Below are 22163 nucleotides of genomic sequence, written 5' to 3' on the forward strand. Positions count from 1 at the left end.
AGGCCGGATCACCCCCGGAAAAGATAGCGAGATTGGCAGCAGTCTCCCGACACCAAGTCTAGTGAGGAACAACATGGGGCATCTCAATGCTTTCCAACCGGCCATGGCCGGTGTGCGCCGCCCTGGCGCCCTTGATTCCCGGGCCTCTCTCCCGGTTTCGTTGATGGACCGTGCCACTCTGGCACTGCATGAGGAACATGCATAATGGCGGCCCAGCAGGTTGGTCTGAAAAAGACCCTCAAACTGTGGCAGGTCGTGGTTATGGGACTGGCGTACCTCACCCCCATGGCGGTGTTCGACACCTTCGGCATCGTTACCGAGATCACCGAAGGCCATGTGCCGACCGCCTACCTGTTTGCCCTCATCGGCATGCTGTTCACTGCCCTGAGCTACGGCCATCTGGTACGCAAGTTCCCGTCAGCCGGCTCCGCCTATACCTATGCCCAGAAGGTGTTTCACCCCTATGTTGGCTTTATGGTGGGCTGGACCTCCCTGCTCGACTACATGTTCATGCCGATGATCAACATGCTGCTGGCCAAGATCTATCTGGAAGCCCTCTTCCCGAACGTAGAGCCCTGGACCTATATCTTCGGTCTGGCGGCGGTGATGACCGCCCTCAACCTGCGCGGCATCAAGCTGGTGGCCAACTTCAACAGCCTGATCGTGGTGATGCAGTTCAGCATCATCGCCATCTTCATCGGCCTGATCGCCTGGGGCGTTCACAATGGTGAAGGGCTGGGGACCGTGGCCAGCAGCCGTCCCTTCTTCTCCGAGCAGATCCAGGTGTCACCGCTGCTGATGGGGGCCTCCATCCTCTGTCTGTCGTTCCTCGGTTTTGACGCCATCAGTACCCTGTCGGAAAGACCCAGGACGCCGATCGGGTGATCCCCCGCGCCATCGTGCTGACGGCGCTGATCGGCGGTGTGCTGTTCGTCACCACCTCCTACTTCCTGCAACTCTACTTCCCGGACATCTCCCGCTTCCAGCATCCGGATGCGGTACTGCCGGAGATCGCCCTCTATGTCGGCGGCAAGCTGTTCCAGGCGGTGGTGCTGGTCTGCACTACTGTGGCGGTGCTGGCCTCCGGGCTCGCCTCCCACGCCGGTGTATCGCGCCTGCTCTACGTGATGGGTCGTGATCGCGCCCTGCCTGCCCGCTTCTTCGGCTACATCCATCCGAAGTGGCAAACCCCAGCGTTCAACGTGCTGCTGGTCGGCCTGCTGGCCCTCTCTGCGGTGTCGCTGGATCTGGAGATGGCGCTGGCGCTGATCAACTTTGGCGCCCTGGTGGCCTTCACCTTCGTCAATCTGGCGGTGATTGCCCACTTCTATGTGAAGCTCGGTCGCAACAAGTGTCTCAAGGATCACCTGATGTACCTGCTGCTGCCGCTCTGTGGCGCCGCCTGCATCGGGGTACTGTGGCTCAACCTCGAGCCCTCCTCCTTCGAGCTGGGGCTGATCTGGGCGGCGCTGGGGGCCATCTACCTGTTCCTGCGCCTCACCGTGTTCCGCATCCCGCTGCATACCGCCGACAAGGTGGAGATCGCCCAGTAATCGCGGCTCAACCATACCGCCATACAAAACAAGGAGCCTGCGGGCTCCTTGTTGTTTTTGCGGCGATCTGGTGGCCAACAGCACGGGTTGCCAGAAATGCGGTTTCTGCAGGAAGTGTGACTAATTTCAAATAACTACCCAGCCGGGCTGCTCGCCGTGCCATGGCCCGAGCCACGTCGCCTTCCATCCTCAGTCATTAATGTGAATGGATATGCAATAGATCTTTTTCCACTTAACCCCCTCCCATCCCCCGCCAGCCGATAAGCTCGCAGGACTCGAGCCCGGGGTAACGCCGGCAAATATGATCAGGATCAATGTTGAGGCGCTATGCACCCTGCAGCCCCGATTTGCCGATTTTTCATACGCCATGACAGGGTTCTCTTCCCCCCGAAAAAGGGGGAGCGGCTCGGGGACGGCGGCAGGGGGCGAGTGACCACTTACCTGCTCCGTGCGTATGCAAAAAAATGCGTTAATCCGCCCTTTTTTGCTTGTCAAGGGGGCTGACCGAATGCACAATACGCCGCCAATAAAGGACCGATGTTCACTGCGACATCGGTTTTTGTATTTTTGAAGTGCAGTACAAACCCACCACAAGAGGCCGGAACGTTTCCGGAAGTGATATTCGAGATTGCCAAACAATCTCCCGACGTTGAGAGGATAACAATGGGGCGTTTTAATGCTTTCCTGCCGGTACAGCCCGGTATGCGCCTCCCCGGCGCCCTTGATGTACAGGCTTGCGAATCCATCGTATCCCTGCGCTCGTTGCAAGCACGTGCTGCGGCACTGATTGAGGAGAAAGCGTAATGGCATCGCAAAACGCCAAGCTGCTCAAGACCCTTACCCTGACACAAGTGATTGTGATGGGTCTGGCCTATCTGACCCCCATGGCTGTCTTCGACACCTTCGCCATCGTCGGTGACATCACAGATGGCCGGGTCGCCACCGCCTATCTGCTGGCTCTGGGTGGCATCCTGCTCACCGCTCTCAGCTACGGACATCTGGTACGCAAGTTCCCCTCTGCGGGCTCTGCCTATACCTATGCCCAGAAGGTGTTCAACCCCTACGTCGGTTTCATGGTCGGCTGGTCATCCCTGCTCGACTACATGTTCATGCCGATGATCAATATTCTGCTGGCCAAGATCTACCTGACCGCCATGTTCCCGGGCGTCGAGCCCTGGGTGTTCATCTTCGGTCTGGTGACCGTGATGACCTTCCTGAACCTGCGCGGCATCAATCTGGTGGCCAACTTCAATGGTCTGATCGTGGTGATCCAGCTGGCCATCATCACCCTCTTTATCGGCCTGATGGCGTGGGGCATCTACCACGGCGAAGGGGCTGGCACCCTGATGAGCAGCCGTCCCTTCCACTTCGAGTCAGCACAGCTGGTGCCTCTCTTTACCGGTGCGACCATTCTCTGCTTCTCGTTCCTGGGCTTTGACGGTCTGAGTTCCCTCTCCGAAGAGACCCCGAACGCCGGCAAGGTGATCCCCAAGGCGATCGTGCTGACTGCCCTTATCGGCGGCATCATCTTCGTGGTGGTCTCTTACTGCCTGCAGCTCTACTTCCCGAGCCTCGCCCGCTTCCAGCATCCGGATGCGGTACTGCCGGAGATCGCCCTCTACGTTGGCGGCACCTTCTTCCAGTCCGTGGTGCTGGTCTGCACCACGGTCGCGGTACTGGCCTCCGGCATGGCGGCTCACGCCGGTGTCTCGCGCATCCTCTACGTGATGGGGCGTGACCGCATGATCCCGGAGCGGGTGTTTGGCTACATCCACCCGAAATACCGCACTCCGGCCATCAACGTGCTGATGGTGGGCGGTCTGGCCCTCTCCGCCGTGTCGTTTGATCTGGATACCGCACTGGCGCTGGTCAACTTCGGCGCACTGGTGGCGTTCAGCTTCGTCAACCTGTCGGTGATCGGTCAGTTCTGGGTGCGCGAGAAGCGCAACAAGACCCTCAAGGATCACGTCATCTACCTGTTGATGCCGCTGCTCGGTGCCGCCACCATCGGTGCTCTGTGGATCAACCTGGAGCAGAGCTCGCTGGAGCTGGGCCTGATCTGGGCGGGCCTCGGTGCAACCTATCTGTTCCTGCGTCTGGCGGTGTTCCGTATCCCGTTCCGTCAATACGAGGAAGCGGCTGACGCCTGATCCTTTGCGGATAATGGATAGACAGAAGGGGAGCCATGGCTCCCCTTTTTGCTGCCGGTCTGTGGCCGGTCACACGGGCTTGGGCCCGGTCTGCTTACTGCTTATCCAGTACGGCGGTCGCCGCAGCCTTGAGCGGATCGCGAGCGATGGTCTTGGCATCCTGCTCCGCCTTGTGCAACTGCTGGTTTGCCTTGTCCATCTTCTGCTGCATACCGTTGCCGCTCTCCTTGAGGTCGGCACGCTTCTCGCCCAGCAGGTCGTTGCGGCCTTTTTGCACCTCAGCTTTCACCTTCTCTTTCTCCTGCTTCACCAGCTTGCTGGTATCACAGTTGCCCTTGACCCCCAGAGTGGCATTCACCGCTTCGTTTTTGAGGGCCTTGTCGAGGTTGCAGTCGGTTTTCAACAGGCTGGCCTGTGCCCCTGCCGAGAGCAGCCCCAGCGACAGAGAGAGGATCCATGCACGCATCATCTTGTTTACTCCTGCTTGCCAATAAAGGGGCGCAGTGTAGCGATCACATTCCGGCTGACAAGGCGGCAGTGCTTTCGTCCCCCCCCTTTTGCCACCCCAGAGCCAACCGGCTCGGTCAGCGCCTGTCGCCGCAGTTCGTCGTCATAAAAACATCATCGAAATGTCACGTTGTCATATTTCTGTCATTAACCATTGATTAAATGCGCGGGTCATCAACAACCCAAGACGGAACGACCGTCTCAAGAGGCTTTATGCAACACCATCACTCCTTGTCACAGCCGCCCGCGACCCGCGCCCTGTTCAACTGGATGAGTGTCATCGTACTGGTCTACCTGATCCTGGTTGCCGTGGGCGCCATCTCCCACGGCTTCAAAGATTTCTCCGGCGGCGCCGAGGGCGCAGCCCAGATCTTCGCCTTTGCCAACAACCCCTTTGTCGCCCTGCTGCTGGGTATTCTCGCTACCGCGCTGGTGCAATCCTCCAGCACCGTCACCTCGGTCATCGTCGGTCTGGTGGCTGGCGGCCTGCCCATCAGCATGGCCATCCCCATGGTCATGGGTGCCAACCTCGGCACCACCATCACCAACACCATTGTCTCCATGGGCCATGTGCGGGATCGCGCCGAGTTCCGCCGCGCTTTCGCCGCCGCCACCGTGCACGACTTTTTCAACCTGCTGGCGGTGTTCATCTTCCTGCCGCTGGAACTGATGTTCGGCCTGCTGCAACATAGCGCCGAGTGGCTGGCCAACCTGCTGGTAGGCTCCGCCAACATGTCGATGAAGGGCATGGATTTCATGAAGCCGCTGACCGCACCGGCCCAGCAGCTGATTGACAGCGCTGTTGCCTTCCTGCCGGGCAAGGGTGCCGCCATCGCGACCATCGTCATCGGTATCCTGCTGATCCTCGCCTGCGTCACTTATCTCGGCAAAGTGCTGCAACAAGTACTGGTTGGCCGTGCCAAAGAGGTGCTGCACAAGGCGCTGGGCCGTGGCCCGCTGACCGGCATTACCTCCGGTGCGCTGGTGACCATCATGGTGCAATCCTCCTCCACCACCACCAGCCTGATGATCCCGCTGGCCGGCGGCGGCGTGTTCAGCACCCGTCAGCTCTACCCCTTCACCCTGGGGGCCAATATCGGGACCACCATCACCGCCCTGCTGGCTGCCACCGCCATCAGCGGAGCCGGTGCCCAGCTGGCCCTGACCATCGCGCTGGTCCACGTGCTGTTCAACCTCTTTGCCGTGGTCATCATCTATGGCATCCCCTTCCTGCGTGACCTGCCGGTGCGCGCCGCCGAGGGGCTGGCCCGGGTCGGCAGCGAGAACAAGCTGCTGGCTCTGGGTTATGTGACGGGTCTCTTCTTCGCCCTGCCCGCCCTGATGATGGTGGCCGCCAAGTAAGCACCGCCGCCATGACGAGGGGCGAGTCACTGACTCGCCCCTTTTTGCGTCCAGCTCGCCGGGCTTTGCCTGCCCGCTCACATCCTCCCGCCCTGTGGCTCGCCATCAGGGGCGGTGCGCGATAAGATGGCGCCCTCATTGCACTTTTTACATTTCATGGAACAGGAAAAACCGATGAAATTCATACTGATCGCGCTGCTCATCGCCGGTGTGGCCTACTACTTCTACTCCAGCAGCAACAACAAGAAGCTGGCGGCCGACAACGTGCGGATTGGCGCCGAGTTCCTCGCCAGCAACAAGGAGAAGCCGCTGGTGACCACCACCGCCTCCGGCCTGCAGTACGAAGTGCTGACCCCGGGCACCGGCACCGTTCACCCCACCGCCACCAGCAAGGTGAAGGTGCACTACGAGGGCAAGCTGCTGGACGGCACCGTCTTTGACAGCTCGGTCGCCCGTGGCGAGCCCATCGAGTTTGGCCTCAATCAGGTGATCGCTGGCTGGACCGAAGGGGTGCAGCTGATGGTGGAAGGTGAGAAGACCCGTTTCTACATCCCCGCCAACCTCGCCTACGGCGACCGTGCCGCTGGCAAAATCCCGCCGGGATCAGTCCTGATCTTTGACGTGGAGCTGCTGGGTATCCAGTAACCGCTCCGTCACGCTCCATCAGCAACAAGGCCAGCATCATGCTGGCCTTGTTGCTATGGGAACCTCACTCCCCCTTGGCGATCCCTTCCCGGCGCGGATCCGCTGCGCCAAACCAGCCACCAGCGTTGCGCTCAACCCCTTGCAGGCCGGAGGTCTGCTCGTTCAGTACCACCTCGTGTCCCCTCACCTTCAATTCCTCGACCACCGACATGGGGGTGCGTCCCGCTTCCAGCTCGGTGGGGCCGTTGCGGCTGCCAAAGTTGGGCAGGTTGATAGCCTGTTGCAGGTTCAGGCCCCAATCCTGAGTGCCGAGCAGGGTCTTGCCCACGTAGTTGATGATGGCGGAGCCCCCCGGCGAGCCCAGCGTCATGGTCAGCTCGCCGCTTGGCTTGTCAAACACCAGCAGGGGTGACATGGAGGAGCGGGGCCGCTTGCCCGGCTCCACCCGATTTGCCACCGGCAGACCGGCGGCATCCACCGAGGTGAAAGAGAAATCGGTGAGCTGGTTGTTGAGCAGGTAGCCGTTGACCATCTGACGCGATCCGAAACCATCCTCGATAGAGCTGGTCATGGAGATGGCCATCCCCGCCTTGTCGACAATCGAGACATGGCTGGTAGAGGGGAGTTCCGGAGTCGCATCCTGGCCCCGCGCCAGCGCCAGTGGCGGCGTGCCGGGCTTGGCAATCCCCATGGAGTGCTGACCGACAAGCTTGCCCCGCTCGGCCAGATAGCCCTTGTCCAGCAGCCCCTTCACCGGCACGCTGACAAAATCGCTGTCGGCGACGTACTGGTTGCGATCGGCGAAGGCCAGACGCGCCGCTTCACTGTAGAGGTGGATGGCCTCGCTGGAAGCAGCCAGTCCCCCCTCCTTCGTGGTGATCGGCTTGAGGGCTGCCATATCGCGGTTCTCCAGCATGCCGAAGATCTGGCCGAGCGCCAGGGTGCCGGACGAGGGAGTGGGAAAGCCGCAGATCTTGCTTTGGCGATAGTCAAAGCAGAGGCCATCCCGCACTTTGGCCTGATAGCTGGCCAGATCGGTGGCCGCCAGTACCCCGGGATTGGTGGGATGTTGGCGTACCTTGGCCACCATGGCATCCGCCAGCGGCCCCCGATAGAAGGCATCCGCCCCCTCTGTGGCCAGAGTGCGCAACACCTTGGCCAGCGCCGGGTTGGTCAGCCGGGTGCCTGCCGTTTTGGGGCGACTATCCGCCTGATAGAAGTAGGCTTGCGCCTCCGGATCCCGTGCCAGATAGGGATCCTTGGCCAGCAATGTGGCCAGCCGTGGACTTATTACAAATCCTTGTTCTGCCAGCGTGATGGCGGGCTCGAACAGCGCAGCCCAGGGCAGCTTGCCATAACGCTGATGGGCCAGCGCCAGGGCGCGCAAGGTGCCGGGAACGCCGACCGAGCGGCCCCCGACCACCCCGTCATAAAACGCCAGCGGCTTGCCATCTTGCATGAACAGCTGGTCGGTGGCGGCAGCCGGCGCCGTCTCGCGGCCATCCACCGCACTCACCTTGCGGCCATCCCACACCAGCAGCAGCGTCCCGCCACCGATCCCGGAGGATTGCGGCTCCACCAGCGTCAATACCAGCTGTACCGCAATGGCGGCATCGACGGCACTGCCACCGGCCTTGATGATCTGGTAGCCCGCATCCACCGCCAGTGGGTTGGCGGCCGCCACCATGAAGTCATGGCCCTGCCAGCCCTGTTTGTCGGTCCAGCCACTGGCGGCTTCCGGCGCGATCAGGGTCTGGGCTGGCGGGGTGTAGTGAAAGCCATTGTCACTGGCACAACCGGCCAGCAGGGCAAGGGCGACAGCCAGCCCCAGAGGTTTGCGCAACATGACACTCTCCTTGTCTGTTTTATGACCATGAAGAGGGACTATGTCACGATTGGCGCTGACAGCTCAAGTTATTGAACCAGATCAATATCTTACTCATCTATCAATAATGGCAATCCGCAATAGATATAAAAAAACCGCCCGAAGGCGGCTTTTATGATGGGATGGCAGAGGCCAAACAGGCGCAAGTCCGGTTAGATGGACTGCTCTTCGCCACCCAGGGCGGCAAACAGCGCCGGGATAAACTGGGACAGCTCGGCGGTGACCAGCGCGAAATCGGCATCCAGACGGGCGGCCGGATCTTCGCTGGTGACGTCGTCGTTCTGCTCGCGCAGCTCTTCGCTGAATTTCAGACGCTTGATGGAAAGATCATCCCCCAGCACGAAGCTGACGGTCTCGCCCCAGTTGAGGGCCAGCTTGGTCACCAGCTTGTCATTGGCCAGGTGGTTCTTGATTTCATCCGTCATCAGATCCTGCTGCTTGCAGCGGATGATGCCGCCGTGCTCCATAGCACTGCGCAGCTCGGCTTCATCTTCCAGCGTGAAGGAGGCTGGCAGATTGCCCTCGTTCAGCCACTCGGTCATGGTGATCTCGGGCGGGTTCTTGAGGGCCACCGGCACCACCGGCAGGGAGCCGATGGATTTGCGCAGCAGCGCCAGCAGATCGTCTGCCTTCTTGGCAGAACCTGCGTCCACCACCATCAAATTGTCGGCCGGATTGATCCAGGCGAAGGTCTGGCTGGTACGACTAAAGGCACGAGGCAGCAGGGCGTGGAGGATCTCCTCTTTCAGCGCCTCCTTCTCTTTCTTCTTGAGGGCGCGTCCCTGTTCGAACTCGATCGCCTCTACCTTCTCGGCCAGCATCTCCTTGACCACGGTACCGGGCAGCATCTTCTCCTCTTTGCGGGCGCAGATGAGGATGTGGCCGGAGGCAGAGTGGGTCAGGGTTGAGCCGAATTTGCCAAGGGGCTTGACCCACCCGAAACGGGAGATGTCCTGACTGCCGCAAGGGGTGAAGGCACAAGCTTCCAGCTGGGTTTCCAGCTGATCAACGGTCAGGTCAAAGGGGCGGGTAAAGCGATAAATCTGCAGGTTTTTAAACCACATGGCGTCCTCGGTCTCTAGATTGTCCGGCGGGCATTGTACTAGAGAGGCGCTTTGTGATCAGCCAATCATTCTCGCTAAATAAAGGGCGATCGACCTCACAGGGTCTCATTTATGTCACCAGTTTGTTCATCAAGTTCTCCTAGACTGCGAAAGTAAATTGTTAATAAGGATGAAGGTATGTTGCGGCCCAGTCGCCCGGAAGACATGGAAGAGATCGTCGAAATCTGGTTGCTGGCCTCCCTGCAGGCCCACGATTTCGTCGATGCCTCATGCTGGTGGCAGGCCCAGGAGGATCTGCGTACCCGCTATCTCGATCGCGCCGCCATCTGGGTGTTCGAGGAGCGCGGCGATCTGCTCGGTTTCATGGCGCTGGTGGACAACTATCTCGCCGCCCTGTTCGTGCGCCCTGATCGTCAGGGCCGCGGCGTCGGCCACGCCCTGCTGCAGGAGGCCAAGCGTCAGGGAGCGTCGCTCCACGCCCGAGTCTTTGTCGAGAACGATCAGGCGGTGCGTTTCTATCGCCGCCACGGCTTCGTCATCGAGGCCGAGGAGTCCGATCTCCTCACCGGCCACCCCCAATACCGGATGTGCTGCGAACCTGCCTGAATCGATGCCAGCCCCCTGTTTTACTTGAAAAAAGCATGGGGCATCCTCATCTTGTCTTCATCGGGTGCCACCGGCACCGTCCCTGCAACCGGGCTGCTTTCCAATGAAAATCCTCCATACCGCCGACTGGCACCTTGGCCATCAACTCCATGGTCATGACCGCCGTTTTGAACACGATGCCTTTCTCGACTGGCTGAGCGACACCCTCAAGGCGCGCGAGATCGACGCTCTGCTGGTGGCGGGCGATCTGTTTGATACCGCCAATCCCCCCGCCAGCGCCTGGCAGCAACTCTACCGCTTTCTGGCCAGACTGCGCGCCGAAATGCCCCGCCTCAACATGGTGCTGATCGGCGGCAACCACGACTCCCCCTCCAAGCTCGATGCCCCCCACGAGCTGCTGCGCGCCTTTGATCTGCATCTGGTGGGCAGCATCAGCCGCGACAGTGAGGGCAAGCTCGAGACCGACCGTCTGCTGGTACCGCTGCAAGACCGGGAGGGCAACATTGCCGCCTGGTGCGCCGCCGTGCCGTTCCTGCGCAGCAGCGATCTGCGGGTAGAGTCGTTGGAAGAAGGACAAGACAGGCTGATCGAAGGGGTTCGACAGGTCTACGCCGAGGTACTGGCCGAAGGGCGCGCTCGCTGCGGGGAGGCGCTGCCACTGATCGCCATGGGCCACGCCTATCTGGCAGCGGGCCAGCTCTCGGAACTGTCGGAGCGGCGGGTGCTTGGCGGCAACCAGCACGCCCTGCCTGCCGAACTCTTTGCCGGTGCAGACTACACGGCGCTCGGCCACCTCCATCTGGCCCAGAGCCCGGCCGAGGGGGTGCACTACAGCGGCTCGCCGCTGCCGCTCTCGCTTGCCGAAGCGAACTACAACCATCAGGTGCTGGAAGTGACCTTTGCGGAGGGGAAACTGGCCGGGCTGGAGCGGATCCCGGTGCCCCGCGCGGTGGAGATGATCCGCCTGCCCCAGAGCACCCTCGACGACGCACTCAAAGCCATCGCATCGCTCAAGCTACCTGATTGTCCACAAGAGGCACAACCCTTCCTCGAAGTGCGGCTGCTGCTGCCCAAGCCCGAGGCCCGCATCCGCGAGCGCATTCTCACCGCCATCGCAGACAAACCGGTGCGTCTGGCCCGCATCAGCACCCAGTATCAGGGCTCGGGGGAAGGGCTGGCCGATGGTCGCGAGCGGCACAGGCTCGATGAACTCTCCCCCACCGAGGTGTTTCGCCTCTGCTATCAGCGCCAGTTCGAGGGGGAACCCGAGGCCAAGTTGGTTGCCTCGTTTGAAGAGATCCTGGAGCAGGTGAAGGAGTCAAACCAATGAAAATCTTGTCTCTGTCAGGTGAGAATCTGGCCAGTCTGACCGGCCCCTTCACCATCGACTTTACCAGGGGGGCGCTCGGCGCCGCCGGTCTGTTTGCCATCACCGGCAACACCGGCGCCGGCAAGAGCACATTGCTCGACGCCATTTGTCTGGCCTTATACGACGAGATGCCACGCTTTATCGCCAATCGCAAGAACGTGGCCGAAGTGGGCCGCATGGATGACGAGGAGAAACTCAAGGCCAACGACGTACGAGGCATCCTCAGTCGCGGCCACGCCAGTGGTTTTGCCGAGGTGCAGTTTCGTGGCTGCGATGGCCGCATCTGGCTGGCCCGCTGGGCGGTGCGCCGGGCGCGAAACCGCTCAGAGGGGCGTTTTCAGGCGCAAGAGCGCACCCTGACCGATGTGGAGTCAGGGCAGGTTTTCTCCGGCAGCAAGCGGGAGCTGCAGGAGCGCATCGACGAGCTGGTGGGTCTCTCCTGGGAGCAGTTCCGCCGCGCGGTGATCCTGCCGCAGGGGGAGTTTGCCGCCTTCCTCAAATCGGACGCCAACGAGCGCTCCGCCCTGCTCGAACGGATGACCGGCACCGAGCTCTACTCCGCCATCTCCATCCAGACCTATGAACGGGCACGGGAAGAGCAGCAGAAGCTGGCCACCATCGCCCAGCGCCTCGGCGACGTGGCGCTGATGGACGAAGCGACCCGCGAGCATTGGGTAAGCCAGCAGGTGAGCCTCTCCACCACCCTCAAGCATGAACAGCAACAGCAGCAGCTGATGCAGGACTTGCGCGATCTCAACAGCCGCATTGCCGCCCAGCTGCAGGGCTGCGCCGAGGGGCAAGCGGCGCTCGATGCCGCCCTGCAGGCCCACGGCGCCGCGGCCCCCGAGCGCGAGGAGTTTGCCCGTGCCGAACAGGCCCAGGTGGCCCGCGCCGATCACGACGAGCTGGCCCGTCTCACTCTGGAAGTGCAGCAGCAGGAGAAGGTGATCGCCGAGCTTGGGCCGGAGCTGGCCAAGCTCGAGGAGCAGACCCAGCAGAGCGCGCTGACCGAGCAGCAGCTGCTGGCGGAGAAGATCGCCGCCGAGCGGGAATGGGGTGCCCTGCAACCCGAACTCAAGCGGGCACAAGAGCTCGATACCCGCATCCGGGAGAAAGTGCAGCAGTTGCAGAAGATCCAGCAGGAGGGGGCACAGGAGCGAGAAGTGCAGCTCACCCTGGAGCAGGGCTGGCGCGAGCAGAGCCGACAGGTGGAACTGCTCAAGCAGCAGCACCAGCAGTGGGGCCTTTGGCTCGAAGAGCACAAGGAGCTGGCACCGGTTGCCCGCCAGTGGCAGCCCCTGCTCACCGCCATGCAGGATTGGGCCGAGGATGCCGACAAGCTGCAGCAACTGCTCACCCTGCGGGATCACAAGCTGCGCGCCCTGCAACAGTTGCAGCGCCAGCTGGAGCAAGGTCAGCAGGAGCGAGACTACTGGCAACATGAACAAGCTCGGCTGCAACAGCAACAGAACGAGCTGCAGGAGCAGCAGTGGGAGAGCCGCCTCACCAAGGCGCAGGAGCAGTGGCAGCAGCAGACCGAACAGCTGGGTCAGCTGCGCCAGCTGCTGGAGCTGGCCGACTATGGCCGCAACCACGGCGAGCAGCATACCCGCTTGCAACAGGAGATTGCCCAGCTGGAGCAGGCGCTGGGCAAGCTGGCCACCATAGGCGAAGAGCTGGCGCCCGCCCGCGAGCGGCTCGCCCTGCAGCGGGATGAGGCGCGCCACGCGCTGGAGCAGTCCCGCGCCATCGCCAGCTTCGAGCAGTATCGCCATATCCTGAGTGATGGCGAACCTTGCCCGCTGTGCGGTTCCGGGGAGCACCCCTACAGACAGAGCCAGCCACAGGTGGCGGGGATCCTGGGTCAGCTGGCGGAGCGGGTCAGAAGCCTCGAACTCGAATGGGATCGCCTCAATCATCAATACATCCAGTGCGAGAGCGAGCGTCAGGAGCTGGCCCGCCAGCTGGCGGTACGCCAGCAGCACCTGCCAGAGCTGGAAAACCGCGCCGAGCAGCTGACCCAGCGCTGGCAACAGCTGGGGGGCGATACCCTGCTCGGCCATTCGCTGCCGCTCCGCCAAAGCCCCATTGAGTGGAACGAGCTGATGAGCACATTGCTTGGCCGTGGCCAGGCGCTGGAGCAGGGGTTGGCCCAAAGCCAGCAGCAGCTGCGTCAGGCCCAGCTTGGCCAACAACAGCTGCAAGGGGTGCGTCAGCAACTGAGCCAACTGGCTGCCCAGCACCAGCAGTTTGACCAGCAGTGGCAGGAGGCCGACCGCCAGCGCATCGCACTGGAAGGGGAAGTGAAGGGGATGGGCGAGCAGGAGGCGACCCTGCGCCAGCGCCTCGAACAGGGCTCCCACCGCCTCGACGAGCAGATGGGCGGCCAACCGTGGCGCCAGTGGCTCGGCAGCCAGCAGTGGCACGAGTGGCAGCGAGCCTGCGAAGCCTGGCTGCACGGCCAGAGCGAGTGGGAGCGGCTGGCCAGCGAGATCGCCAGCCTCACCCCGGCACTAAGTGCGCAGGAGGCACGCCTGCAGACCCAGCGCGAGCTGCTGCACAAACTCGAGCGGGACTACAAAGAACACGAGCAGCAGCGGCAGGGGCTGCTCACCAGCCGCAGCGGTTGTCTCGGTGGCGAGGAGATCCCGCTGGTCGAGAGCCGCTGGCAACAGCGGCTGCAACAGCTCGCCAGCGAACTGGAGCTGATGCAAAGCAGCGCCCGCGTTCTGCGCGAGCGGCAGACCGAACTCAAGACCCGTCTCACCCATGTGGAGCAGGAAAAGCAGACCAGCAGTCGCCGCAAGCGGGAGGTGCTGGGGCGCTGGGCTGCCCACGCCAGTACCCTCGGCATTGCCGAGTACGACCTGCGCCGTCTGCTCGCCATCAGCCCCGATGAACTCAAGGCTCGCCGCACTGCCCTGCAAGGGCTGGAGGATGCGGTTGGCGAGGCGCGTACCCGTCTTGCCGAGCGGCAGCGGGCGCTGGCACTGGAGGAGAGCAAGCGGGATCGCTATCGCGAGCACCACCCCGAGCTGGCCGCCCTGCCGGATGCAGAGCTGAGCGATCAACTGGCGGCACTCGATGCCCGCTGCCGCGCCCTTGAAGAGCAGCTGTTCGAGTGCAAGAGCAAGCTGGCACAGGCCGAAGCCGCCGCTCTCAAAGCAGGCAGCCTGCAACAGGAGCTGGCCGCCCAGCAGGCGGTGGCCGACCACTGGCAGCAGCTGTGCGATCTGATTGGGCAGGCCAACGGCGCCAAGTTCCGCACCTTCGCCCAGAGCCTCACCCTTGAGCGCCTGTTGCTGGAGGCCAACGCCCAGCTCGCCGAACTATCACCGCGCTACCGGCTGGAGCGGGTACCCGGCACCGATCTGGCGCTGCAGGTGGTGGATCTCGACATGGGGGACGAGGTGCGTTCGGTGGACTCCCTCTCCGGCGGCGAGAGTTTTCTGGTGTCGCTGGCGCTGGCGCTGGCCCTCTCCAGCCTCTCGTCGCGGCAGACCCAGGTCGAATCGCTCTTTATCGACGAGGGGTTTGGCACCCTGGATCCGGACAGCCTGGATCTGGCGCTCGCCAGCCTCGACTCCCTGCAGGCCGCCGGCCGCCAGATCGGAGTCATCTCCCACGTCCAGACGCTGGTGGAGCGGATTGGCGTGCAGATCAGGGTCGAAGCCCTCGGCGGCGGCGAGAGCCGGGTAGTGGTTCCCTGAGGGCCTTCGGCTCAATCACCACTACCATCGATCCACCACGCCGTAAATAACAAGACCCCGCCAATTGGCGGGGTCTTGTTGAGAGGCTATCAGCCGAAGCGGTAGGCGCCCATATAGAGGCTGCCGCCATCCCAGCTCTCGTGCAGCCGGGTGGGCGCCACACCATCGGCCGCCCCCAACGCCACAAAGAGCGGGCGCAGATGATCGTCGTGGGGATGGGACTCCACCGCTCCGGGAGCCTGCTGGCGATAGTCGAGCAACGCCAGACGATCCTCGTCGGCCATCTTCTGCTCCAGCCAGTCGACAAACTGGCTGGCCCACTCCGGCACTGGCGAGCCTTCCGGCGCCAGCGCCCGCAGGTTGTGGGTGATGGCCCCAGAGGCAAGGATGCCAATCCCCTGACTGCGCAGTGCCCCCAACACCTCTCCCAACTGCCACAACTGGGCCGGGGTGAAGCTCGCGGGAATGGAGATCTGCACCAGTGGGAGCTCGCTGTTTGGGTCGATCAGGGAGAGCGGCGACCAGACCCCGTGATCCAGCTCGCGTCGCACCGGGGTGGCGGTCAGTCCGGCCAGTGCCAGCTGGTCGCTCACCCCTTGTTGCAGCCACTCGGGGCTGCTGGCAGGCCAGCGCATTCGGTAGAGGGGCTCGGGAAAACCGTAAAAGTCGTACATCAAGGCCGGTTTGGGCTCGACGTTGATCTGCAGCTCGCGGCTGAACCAGTGGGCGGAGATGACCACCAGCCCCTTGAGCTCACCCAGACGCAGGTTTCGCAGAAAGCGGGTGGCGGGTTGCTCACGCAGCACCAGATCCGGTGCGCCGTGAGAGATAAACCAGACGGGGGCGAGGGACATAAAGCAGACTCCAACAAAGTATCAGGGGCGATACCGGAGGGGATATCGCTGTTGGAATCGATTATCCCCCTGCCATGAAAAGTGGACAATCCAGCGAGATATATAAGCACTATCAACCAATGGTTGATAATTTCACGCCTTCACGACAGGTAAACAGCAATAGATATCAAGGCTGAGGCGCATCCGGCAGCGGTCGGGCTACGCGAAGCGCCATCCGGGTCGCTGCACTGTGATCCTGCCACTCTCGCCACGCCAATCCCTCGGCGGCCGCCTCCCCTTTCACTGGATGGGAGAAGATCGCCAGCAGTCGCGCATTGTCAGGCCAGTAGCGGGCTGGCAGTGTCTGAACCAGCAGCAGGGCGGCGCCCAGCAAGAGCAGAGCCCATCCGGTTTCATGGCTGTTTTTCATCCCGACCTCCTTCACCCGTGCGCCAATGAACTAACATTTTTGCGCAAGCCGGTGACAAGACGGTGACAGCGGACGGGTGGTCATTTTACAACATCTGAACCTCAACCCGGCCAAACAACCACAGATGGCAACATTTGTATCCCTTCAGCCCGAACCTGTGGCCGTATGCTCTAAAATGTGACTCACAGGAAAACGTTATCCCTGAAAAGAAAACGTTATCTGGTCAAAACGTTGTTTCTGGATCATAAAAAGATTCCAAAAACTGGTGTATATTGCTCGGCGGAAATTCCTTAACCATGAAGATTGACATGAAAAAGACCAAAATTGTCTGCACCATCGGTCCGAAGACCGAATCCAAAGAAATGCTGGCCAAAATGCTGGACGCCGGCATGAACGTCATGCGCCTGAACTTCTCCCACGGTGACTACGCCGAGCACGGCAGCCGCATCAGCAACCTGCGCGCTGTAATGGCCGAGACCGGCAAGCACGCAGCTATCCTGCTGGACACCAAGGGTCCGGAAATCCGTACCATGAAGCTGGAAGGCGGCAACGACGTCGCACTGGTCGCTGGCCAGACTTTCACCTTCACCACCGACCAGACTGTGGTTGGCAACAAAGACAAAGTGGCCGTGACCTATGCAGGTTTCGCCAACGATCTGCGCGTCGGCAACCGTATCCTGGTTGATGACGGCCTGATCGGTCTGGACGTTATCGAAATCACCGAGCGCGAAGTTATCTGTAAAGTGCTGAACAACGGTGACCTGGGCGAGAACAAAGGCGTTAACCTGCCGGGCGTCTCCATCAAGCTGCCGGCCCTGGCCGAGAAAGACAAGCGCGACCTGATCTTCGGTTGCGAGCAAGGCGTTGATTTCGTTGCTGCTTCTTTCATCCGCAAGAAAGAAGACGTACTGGAAATCCGTGAGCACCTGAAAGCCCACGGTGGCGAGAACATCCAGATCATCTCCAAGATCGAAAACCAGGAAGGTCTGGACAACTTCGACGAGATCCTGGCTGTTTCCGACGGCATCATGGTTGCTCGTGGAGACATGGGTGTAGAGATCCCGGTTGAAGAAGTTATCTTCGCCCAGAAGATGATCATCGCCAAGTGCAACAAAGCCCGCAAAGTGGTTATCACTGCCACCCAGATGCTGGACTCCATGATCAAGAACCCGCGTCCGACCCGCGCCGAAGCTGGTGACGTGGCCAACGCCATCCTGGACGGTACCGACGCAGTGATGCTGTCCGGTGAATCCGCCAAGGGTAAGTACCCGCTGGAAGCCGTGACCATCATGGCCACCATCTGCGAGCGTACCGATGCCGTGATGCCGTCCAACCTGTCTGCTGCAAACGACAGCAACAAGCTGCGCATCACCGAAGCCGTATGTAAAGGCGCCGTAGAGACCTCCGAGAAGCTGGACGCCCCGCTGATCGTGGTCGCTACCGAAGGCGGCAAGTCTGCCAAGGCCATTCGCAAGTACTTCCCGAAAGCCTGGATCCTGGCTATCACCACCAACAAGAAAACTGCTGCCCAGCTGGTTCTGACCAAGGGTGTGGTTGCTCACGTGGTTGACAGCATCGCCTCTACCGACGATTTCTATCGCATCGGTAAAGAAGCCGCGCTGGAAATCGGCATGGGTCTGAAAGGTGACGTAGTTGTGATGGTCTCCGGTGCTCTGGTACCGAGCGGCACCACCAACACCGCTTCTGTTCACGTTCTTTAATCAGAGCTGAACGAGTTGAAAACGGCGCCTGCGGGCGCCGTTTTTTTTGTCCCTCCCCCCTGCTTACCTGACAAGCCCGGTGTTAGAATCCACGCGAATTTAATCTATGCGGGAAATCTCCCGAATATCGCGTAATAACCCGGAAGTTATATGCCCTCAATACGTTTTAAAAGAGTCTCGGCCACCCTGTTGCCGCTGCTCTGTCTCCTCGCCAGCCTCTGCGTGCCGCAAGCCATGGCGCAAGATGTCCCCTCTCGCAACGCAGTTCAGCGAGCGCTGGATGGTCTGGGTAAATCAGAGACCCTGACCGTCAGTCAGCAAGCGGATCAGAAGTTGCTGACCGAAACCCTCGGCCTGCTCGACAGCATCGACAAGGAAGAGGCGAAGGCCAAGACCCAGGCTCAGCGGATCCGCAACCTGCCCACCGAACTCAGAGAGATCAGCGCCAAGCTCGATGCCCTGACCAAGGGCAAGAGTGCCGAGCAGATCAAGAGCGAATACGCCAGCATGAGTCTGGCAGAGCTCGACAGCCGTCAGCCGGAAGTGCTGGCCAACATGCAGGCGGCCCAGGAGGCCCTCGGCGCCATCGGCAGCCAGCTCACCAGCTTGCAGACCCTGCCGGAGCGGGCCCAGGCCAGCATGAGCCGCGCCTACCAGCGCAGTCAGGAGATCCGTACCCGCCTCAACGCCGGTGAAAGCGTCTCCAGCGCCGAGAAGATGAAGCTCGGTGCCGAGCTGGCCCTGCTCGACCTGCAACTGGCCCACCTGCAAAAGGAGCTGGATAACCGTACCAGCATGCAGGATCTGGCGATCAAGCAGCGCGACTACCAGAGTGCCCGTCTCGCCAGCGAAGAGCAGAAACTGCAGCTGTTGCAGGATCAGAGCAGCGCCAAGCGCCTCGGCGACACCGAAAAAACCGCCGAGCAGACCGGTGAACTGGTGGCGACCGAAGACAGCCCGCTGGTGCAAAAAGAGCAGGAGCTCAACCACCAGCTCAGCCAGCAGCTGATCGGAGCCACCACCAGCCTCAACTCGCTGGTACAGAAAAACCTGCAAGCCAAGAGCTGGCTGGAGCGCGGCATCCAGACCGAGCGCAACCTCAATGAACAGGTGCAGATGCTCAAGGGCAATCTGCTGCTGTCGCGCATCCTCTATCAGCTCTACCAGCAGCTGGAAGCGGCACCCACTATCGCCGTCAAAAATCTGGAAGAGCAGATTGCCGATCTGCATCTGGCCCAGTTTGAACTGAGCCAGCAGCGTGACCAGCTGTTCCAGAAGAACCTCTATCTGGACAATCTGATCGCCGGCAGCAAGGATCCGGTGAGCGAGGAGGACAAGGAGAGCCTTGCCAAGCTGCTCGATACCCGTATCAATCTGCTCGATCAGCTCAACCGCCAACTCGACAGCCAGCTCACCAACGCCATCAGCCTGCAGCTGACCCAGCAGCAGCTGGCGCGGGTCTATGCCTCTATCGAATTTACCCTGCAGCAACACATCTTCTGGGTAAGCAGCAACAAGCCCATCGACAGCAAGTGGTTTATCAGCTGGCCCGCCCAGGCCTACAAACAGGCCTCCGACTGGGTATTGAAACCGGACTGGAAACGCTGGCGCGAAGAGCTGCTGGGGATCTCCCTGCTCGCCTTCCCGCTGCTGCTGATCGGCGGCCTGCTGGTCTGGAAACGTCCGGCGCTGGTTGAGCGCGAGAAGAAGATCACCAAGGACCTTGGCCGTTTCCGTCAGGACAGCCAGTGGCACACCCCGCGCGCCCTGCTCTATACCGTACTGCAACGCCTGCCGGGCAGCATGTTCATTCTGGCTGGCGGTCTGCTGCTGACCTACTGCGGTCTGCTCAGTCCCAAGCTGATGTTCCAGATCACCCTGAACCTCGCCCTCGGTTATCTGGTGTTCAGCGTCTATCTGGCGGTGATGCGCCCGGGCGGCATCGCCGAGACCCACTTCCGGATCCCGAAAGCAGAGCTGCAGGCCAAGCGCAACAGCATGCGCTACATCTGGTTGCCACTGCTGCCGCTCATCATGCTCGCAACCAAGGCGGTGGTTGAACCCTCCACCCTGGGCAACGACGTGATCGGTCAGGCCATGACCCTGACACTGCTGGGGCTGGCCGCCTATCTGGTGTTCCCCATCTCCCGCGCCCGCATCAAGGGCGAGGCGAGCATGCAGAAGTCGCTGATCGCCATCGCCCTGGCGCTGGCACCGGTGGCGCTGATCGTGCTGGCCGTGCTCGGTTACTACTACACCGCGCTGAAGCTGACCGGTCGCCTGATCGAATCCTTCTACCTCATCATCATCTGGAGCCTGGTCTACCGCACCGCCCTGCGTGGTCTTGAGCTGGCTGCCCGTCGTCTGGCCTACCGTCGTGCGGTGGCCAAGCGTGAGCACAAATCTTCGGAAGATGCGGAAGGTGGCGAGTCCATCGAAGAGCAACCCATGGATCTGGAGGATGTCAGCCAGCAGTCCCTGCGTCTGACCCGTACCGTGCTGATGCTGATCTTCGGCGTCGCCTTCTACTGGCTCTGGTCCGATCTGGTCGCGGTCTTCTCCTACCTCGACAGCATGGTGCTGTGGCACCGCAGTGAAGGCACCGGCGCCAACGCCGTGCTCTTCCCCATCAGCCTGAGTGACGTGCTGATCGGCTTCCTGCTGCTCGGCGGTGCATGGTCACTGGCGCGCAACCTGCCGGGCTTGCTGGAGGTGCTGGTGCTCTCCAAGCTCAATCTGGCTCAGGGGACCGCCTACGCCATCACCACCATGCTCAACTACGTGCTGATCGGCTTTGGCTCCCTCACCGCTCTCTCCATGATGGGCGTACAGTGGGACAAGCTGCAGTGGGTAGCGGGTGGTCTGTCAGTCGGTATCGGTTTCGGCATGAAGGAGATCCTCTCCAACTTCGTCTCCGGCATCATCATCCTGTTCGAGCGTCCGGTGCGGATCGGTGACACCGTCACCATCGGCTCCTTCTCCGGTACCGTCTCGCGGATCCGCATTCGCGCCACCACCCTGACCGACTTCGACCGCAAAGAGGTGATCATCCCCAACCAGCAGCTGATGACAGAACGGCTCATCAACTGGTCGCTGAGTGACACCGTCACCCGGGTGATCGTGCGGGTGGGCGTGGCGTACGGCTCGGATCTGGAGCTGACCCGCACCCTGCTCAAACAGGCGGCCGACGAAAACAGCCGCGTGCTGAAAGACCCAGCCCCCATCGTCTACTTCCTCACCTTTGGCGCCAGTACTCTGGATCACGAATTGCGCTTCTTCGTGAGCGAACTGGGGGATCGCAACCCGGCGGTGGACGAGTTGAACCGCAAGATCGACCAGCTGTTCCGCGAGAACGGCATCGAGATCGCCTTCAACCAGATGGATGTCTACATCAAGAATATGCAGGGCGAAGAGCAGAAGGTGGAGTCCAACTCCGCCGCTCTGCCGCCGCCCGCGGAAGATGGCAAGCAGCCAGCCTGATAGCGAACTGCACGGTTCTGATGACAACAGCCGCTCACCCAGGTGAGCGGCTTTTTCATGCCAGTTTATGACGATAGAGACAGTTATCCATTGCCAACATGGCTGGCCGCCGCACAACAGACCGCCATCACCCTTGATAAAATATAAAGAGAAATAAAAGTCTAAAAACAAACACTTGCCCCACACCACTACTTACCGCATGGATGAACCCCGTGCCCTTCTCCCCTCACTGCTTACCCCATACCGCGCTCGCTCCGGCCCCCGGATTTTTATAACTTTTTTTAATTTTATTTGAGTGTCCTCTTCATCCTGACCATTGCAAAGTGGCGCCATTCCAGCGCCGGGCCCTGTGACCACCGTCCGGCTGACACCGACTTGCTCATTTGATAATTGAAAGGATCCGAGAGATGAAACACTCCTTGATGGTAATGGGGTTGGCCGCCAGTCTGGCATTGAGCGGCTGCCAGAATATGGATACCAAGAAAGTCCTGATAGGTGCAGCTGCGCTGGGTGCCATCGGCGCCGCTGGCTATTACGCCGGGAAAAAGCACAGCGATAAAAAACACGAGCATGATGGCCAGCATGACGATAGCGATGACCAGCATATGGCCACCAGCAAGATGCCCCGTTACTGCTCGGGGGAAGCAGCCAGCAAATTCCATGTCTCCCCGCGCGATATCACCACCGAGTCGGCAGAAGAGAGTGGCCACAGATACAAGGTTTATGGCCAGTACGAGACCGATGATGATGCAGTCGACTTTACCTGCACCTTCAATCACGACGGTCGCTTCCTCTCGGTCGTTCGCAGCTGATTGACCACCGGTTACAGCCAATTCACTACTGGCACC

15 protein-coding genes and 1 pseudogene are annotated in these 22163 nt (G+C 61.2%); 11 read left to right on the forward strand and 5 right to left on the reverse strand.

Annotated features, from left to right (window positions below; all coding sequences use genetic code 11):
• Positions 1 to 204: 204 nt before the first annotated feature.
• The 3 genes and pseudogenes from ACTG27_RS10280 (at position 205) to ACTG27_RS10290 (ending at position 3703) form a co-directional block, all read left to right on the forward strand.
• Positions 205 to 1553 (forward strand): annotated as a pseudogene (locus tag ACTG27_RS10280) (APC family permease).
• Positions 1554 to 2090: 537 nt separating this feature from the next.
• Complete coding sequence (locus ACTG27_RS10285) at positions 2091 to 2357, forward strand: hypothetical protein (protein WP_021230505.1); 267 nt, start codon at positions 2091 to 2093, stop codon at positions 2355 to 2357.
• Positions 2357 to 3703, forward strand: coding sequence for an APC family permease (locus ACTG27_RS10290; protein ID WP_058057766.1), 1347 nt, complete (start codon positions 2357 to 2359; stop codon positions 3701 to 3703). The genes ACTG27_RS10285 and ACTG27_RS10290 overlap by 1 nt, the downstream gene beginning before the upstream one ends.
• Before the next feature lie 94 nt (positions 3704 to 3797).
• Here the strand turns inward: ACTG27_RS10290 and ACTG27_RS10295 are convergent, their stop codons facing one another.
• A complete protein-coding gene (locus tag ACTG27_RS10295) occupies positions 3798 to 4172 on the reverse strand; it encodes a hypothetical protein (protein ID WP_005359057.1) in 375 nt (124 codons plus the stop codon).
• 251 nt (positions 4173 to 4423) lie between these two features.
• On the opposite strand from ACTG27_RS10295, the gene ACTG27_RS10300 reads away from it, so the two are divergent.
• A complete protein-coding gene (locus ACTG27_RS10300; RefSeq protein WP_005359054.1) occupies positions 4424 to 5572 on the forward strand; it encodes a sodium:phosphate symporter in 1149 nt (382 codons plus the stop codon).
• A 174-nt stretch (positions 5573 to 5746) separates the two neighbouring features.
• Positions 5747 to 6217 carry an FKBP-type peptidyl-prolyl cis-trans isomerase gene (locus ACTG27_RS10305; RefSeq protein WP_005347462.1) on the forward strand — a complete coding sequence of 157 codons (471 nt, stop codon included), beginning with the start codon at positions 5747 to 5749 and terminating at the stop codon, positions 6215 to 6217.
• Positions 6218 to 6281: 64 nt separating this feature from the next.
• Here the strand turns inward: ACTG27_RS10305 and ggt are convergent, their stop codons facing one another.
• Complete coding sequence (gene ggt / locus ACTG27_RS10310; protein WP_439979622.1) at positions 6282 to 8063, reverse strand: gamma-glutamyltransferase; 1782 nt, start codon at positions 8061 to 8063, stop codon at positions 6282 to 6284.
• A gap of 191 nt (positions 8064 to 8254) precedes the next feature.
• A complete protein-coding gene (gene rdgC, locus ACTG27_RS10315; RefSeq protein WP_439979623.1) occupies positions 8255 to 9166 on the reverse strand; it encodes a recombination-associated protein RdgC in 912 nt (303 codons plus the stop codon).
• A gap of 177 nt (positions 9167 to 9343) precedes the next feature.
• Here rdgC and ACTG27_RS10320 point away from each other — a divergent pair, with 177 nt between their 5' ends.
• The 3 genes from ACTG27_RS10320 to ACTG27_RS10330 all read left to right on the forward strand — a co-directional run bounded on the left by ACTG27_RS10320 (position 9344) and on the right by ACTG27_RS10330 (position 14851).
• Positions 9344 to 9772: a GNAT family N-acetyltransferase gene (locus tag ACTG27_RS10320; protein WP_439979624.1), complete on the forward strand. Its 429-nt coding sequence runs from the start codon at positions 9344 to 9346 to the stop codon at positions 9770 to 9772.
• A 103-nt stretch (positions 9773 to 9875) separates the two neighbouring features.
• Positions 9876 to 11102, forward strand: coding sequence for an exonuclease SbcCD subunit D C-terminal domain-containing protein (locus ACTG27_RS10325; protein WP_236301770.1), 1227 nt, complete (start codon positions 9876 to 9878; stop codon positions 11100 to 11102).
• Complete coding sequence (locus ACTG27_RS10330) at positions 11099 to 14851, forward strand: AAA family ATPase (protein ID WP_439979625.1); 3753 nt, start codon at positions 11099 to 11101, stop codon at positions 14849 to 14851. Before ACTG27_RS10325 ends, ACTG27_RS10330 begins: the two co-directional genes overlap by 4 nt.
• An 89-nt stretch (positions 14852 to 14940) precedes the next feature.
• Here ACTG27_RS10330 and ACTG27_RS10335 read toward each other — a convergent pair whose 3' ends face one another.
• Positions 14941 to 15705: a DODA-type extradiol aromatic ring-opening family dioxygenase gene (locus tag ACTG27_RS10335; protein WP_429098323.1), complete on the reverse strand. Its 765-nt coding sequence runs from the start codon at positions 15703 to 15705 to the stop codon at positions 14941 to 14943.
• Positions 15706 to 15871: 166 nt separating this feature from the next.
• Positions 15872 to 16114, reverse strand: coding sequence for a hypothetical protein (locus ACTG27_RS10340; protein WP_279499683.1), 243 nt, complete (start codon positions 16112 to 16114; stop codon positions 15872 to 15874).
• A 308-nt stretch (positions 16115 to 16422) separates the two neighbouring features.
• Between ACTG27_RS10340 and pykF the strand changes: the two genes are divergently transcribed.
• The 3 genes from pykF to ACTG27_RS10355 all read left to right on the forward strand — a co-directional run bounded on the left by pykF (position 16423) and on the right by ACTG27_RS10355 (position 22127).
• On the forward strand, positions 16423 to 17835 hold the full coding sequence (gene pykF / locus ACTG27_RS10345; RefSeq protein ID WP_031227651.1) for a pyruvate kinase PykF: 1413 nt from the start codon (positions 16423 to 16425) through the stop codon (positions 17833 to 17835).
• 150 nt (positions 17836 to 17985) lie between these two features.
• Entirely contained in the window at positions 17986 to 21315 is a 3330-nt protein-coding gene (mscK, locus tag ACTG27_RS10350) for a mechanosensitive channel MscK (protein WP_005359039.1), read from the forward strand.
• A 407-nt stretch (positions 21316 to 21722) separates the two neighbouring features.
• A complete protein-coding gene (locus ACTG27_RS10355) occupies positions 21723 to 22127 on the forward strand; it encodes a hypothetical protein (RefSeq protein WP_439979626.1) in 405 nt (134 codons plus the stop codon).
• Positions 22128 to 22163: the final 36 nt, after the last annotated feature.

The organism is Aeromonas sp. 97A, from assembly GCF_051919185.1.
Taxonomy (GTDB): domain Bacteria; phylum Pseudomonadota; class Gammaproteobacteria; order Enterobacterales; family Aeromonadaceae; genus Aeromonas; species Aeromonas veronii.

Coding starts and splice junctions, on each gene's coding strand:
- ACTG27_RS10285 (WP_021230505.1), top strand. CDS start 2,091: ATGTTCACTGCGACATCGGTTTTTGTATTTTTGAAGTGCAGTACAAAC.
- ACTG27_RS10290 (WP_058057766.1), top strand. CDS start 2,357: ATGGCATCGCAAAACGCCAAGCTGCTCAAGACCCTTACCCTGACACAA.
- ACTG27_RS10295 (WP_005359057.1), bottom strand. CDS start 4,172: ATGATGCGTGCATGGATCCTCTCTCTGTCGCTGGGGCTGCTCTCGGCA.
- ACTG27_RS10300 (WP_005359054.1), top strand. CDS start 4,424: ATGCAACACCATCACTCCTTGTCACAGCCGCCCGCGACCCGCGCCCTG.
- ACTG27_RS10305 (WP_005347462.1), top strand. CDS start 5,747: ATGAAATTCATACTGATCGCGCTGCTCATCGCCGGTGTGGCCTACTAC.
- ggt (WP_439979622.1), bottom strand. CDS start 8,063: ATGTTGCGCAAACCTCTGGGGCTGGCTGTCGCCCTTGCCCTGCTGGCC.
- rdgC (WP_439979623.1), bottom strand. CDS start 9,166: ATGTGGTTTAAAAACCTGCAGATTTATCGCTTTACCCGCCCCTTTGAC.
- ACTG27_RS10320 (WP_439979624.1), top strand. CDS start 9,344: ATGTTGCGGCCCAGTCGCCCGGAAGACATGGAAGAGATCGTCGAAATC.
- ACTG27_RS10325 (WP_236301770.1), top strand. CDS start 9,876: ATGAAAATCCTCCATACCGCCGACTGGCACCTTGGCCATCAACTCCAT.
- ACTG27_RS10330 (WP_439979625.1), top strand. CDS start 11,099: ATGAAAATCTTGTCTCTGTCAGGTGAGAATCTGGCCAGTCTGACCGGC.
- ACTG27_RS10335 (WP_429098323.1), bottom strand. CDS start 15,705: ATGTCCCTCGCCCCCGTCTGGTTTATCTCTCACGGCGCACCGGATCTG.
- ACTG27_RS10340 (WP_279499683.1), bottom strand. CDS start 16,114: ATGAAAAACAGCCATGAAACCGGATGGGCTCTGCTCTTGCTGGGCGCC.
- pykF (WP_031227651.1), top strand. CDS start 16,423: ATGAAAAAGACCAAAATTGTCTGCACCATCGGTCCGAAGACCGAATCC.
- mscK (WP_005359039.1), top strand. CDS start 17,986: ATGCCCTCAATACGTTTTAAAAGAGTCTCGGCCACCCTGTTGCCGCTG.
- ACTG27_RS10355 (WP_439979626.1), top strand. CDS start 21,723: ATGAAACACTCCTTGATGGTAATGGGGTTGGCCGCCAGTCTGGCATTG.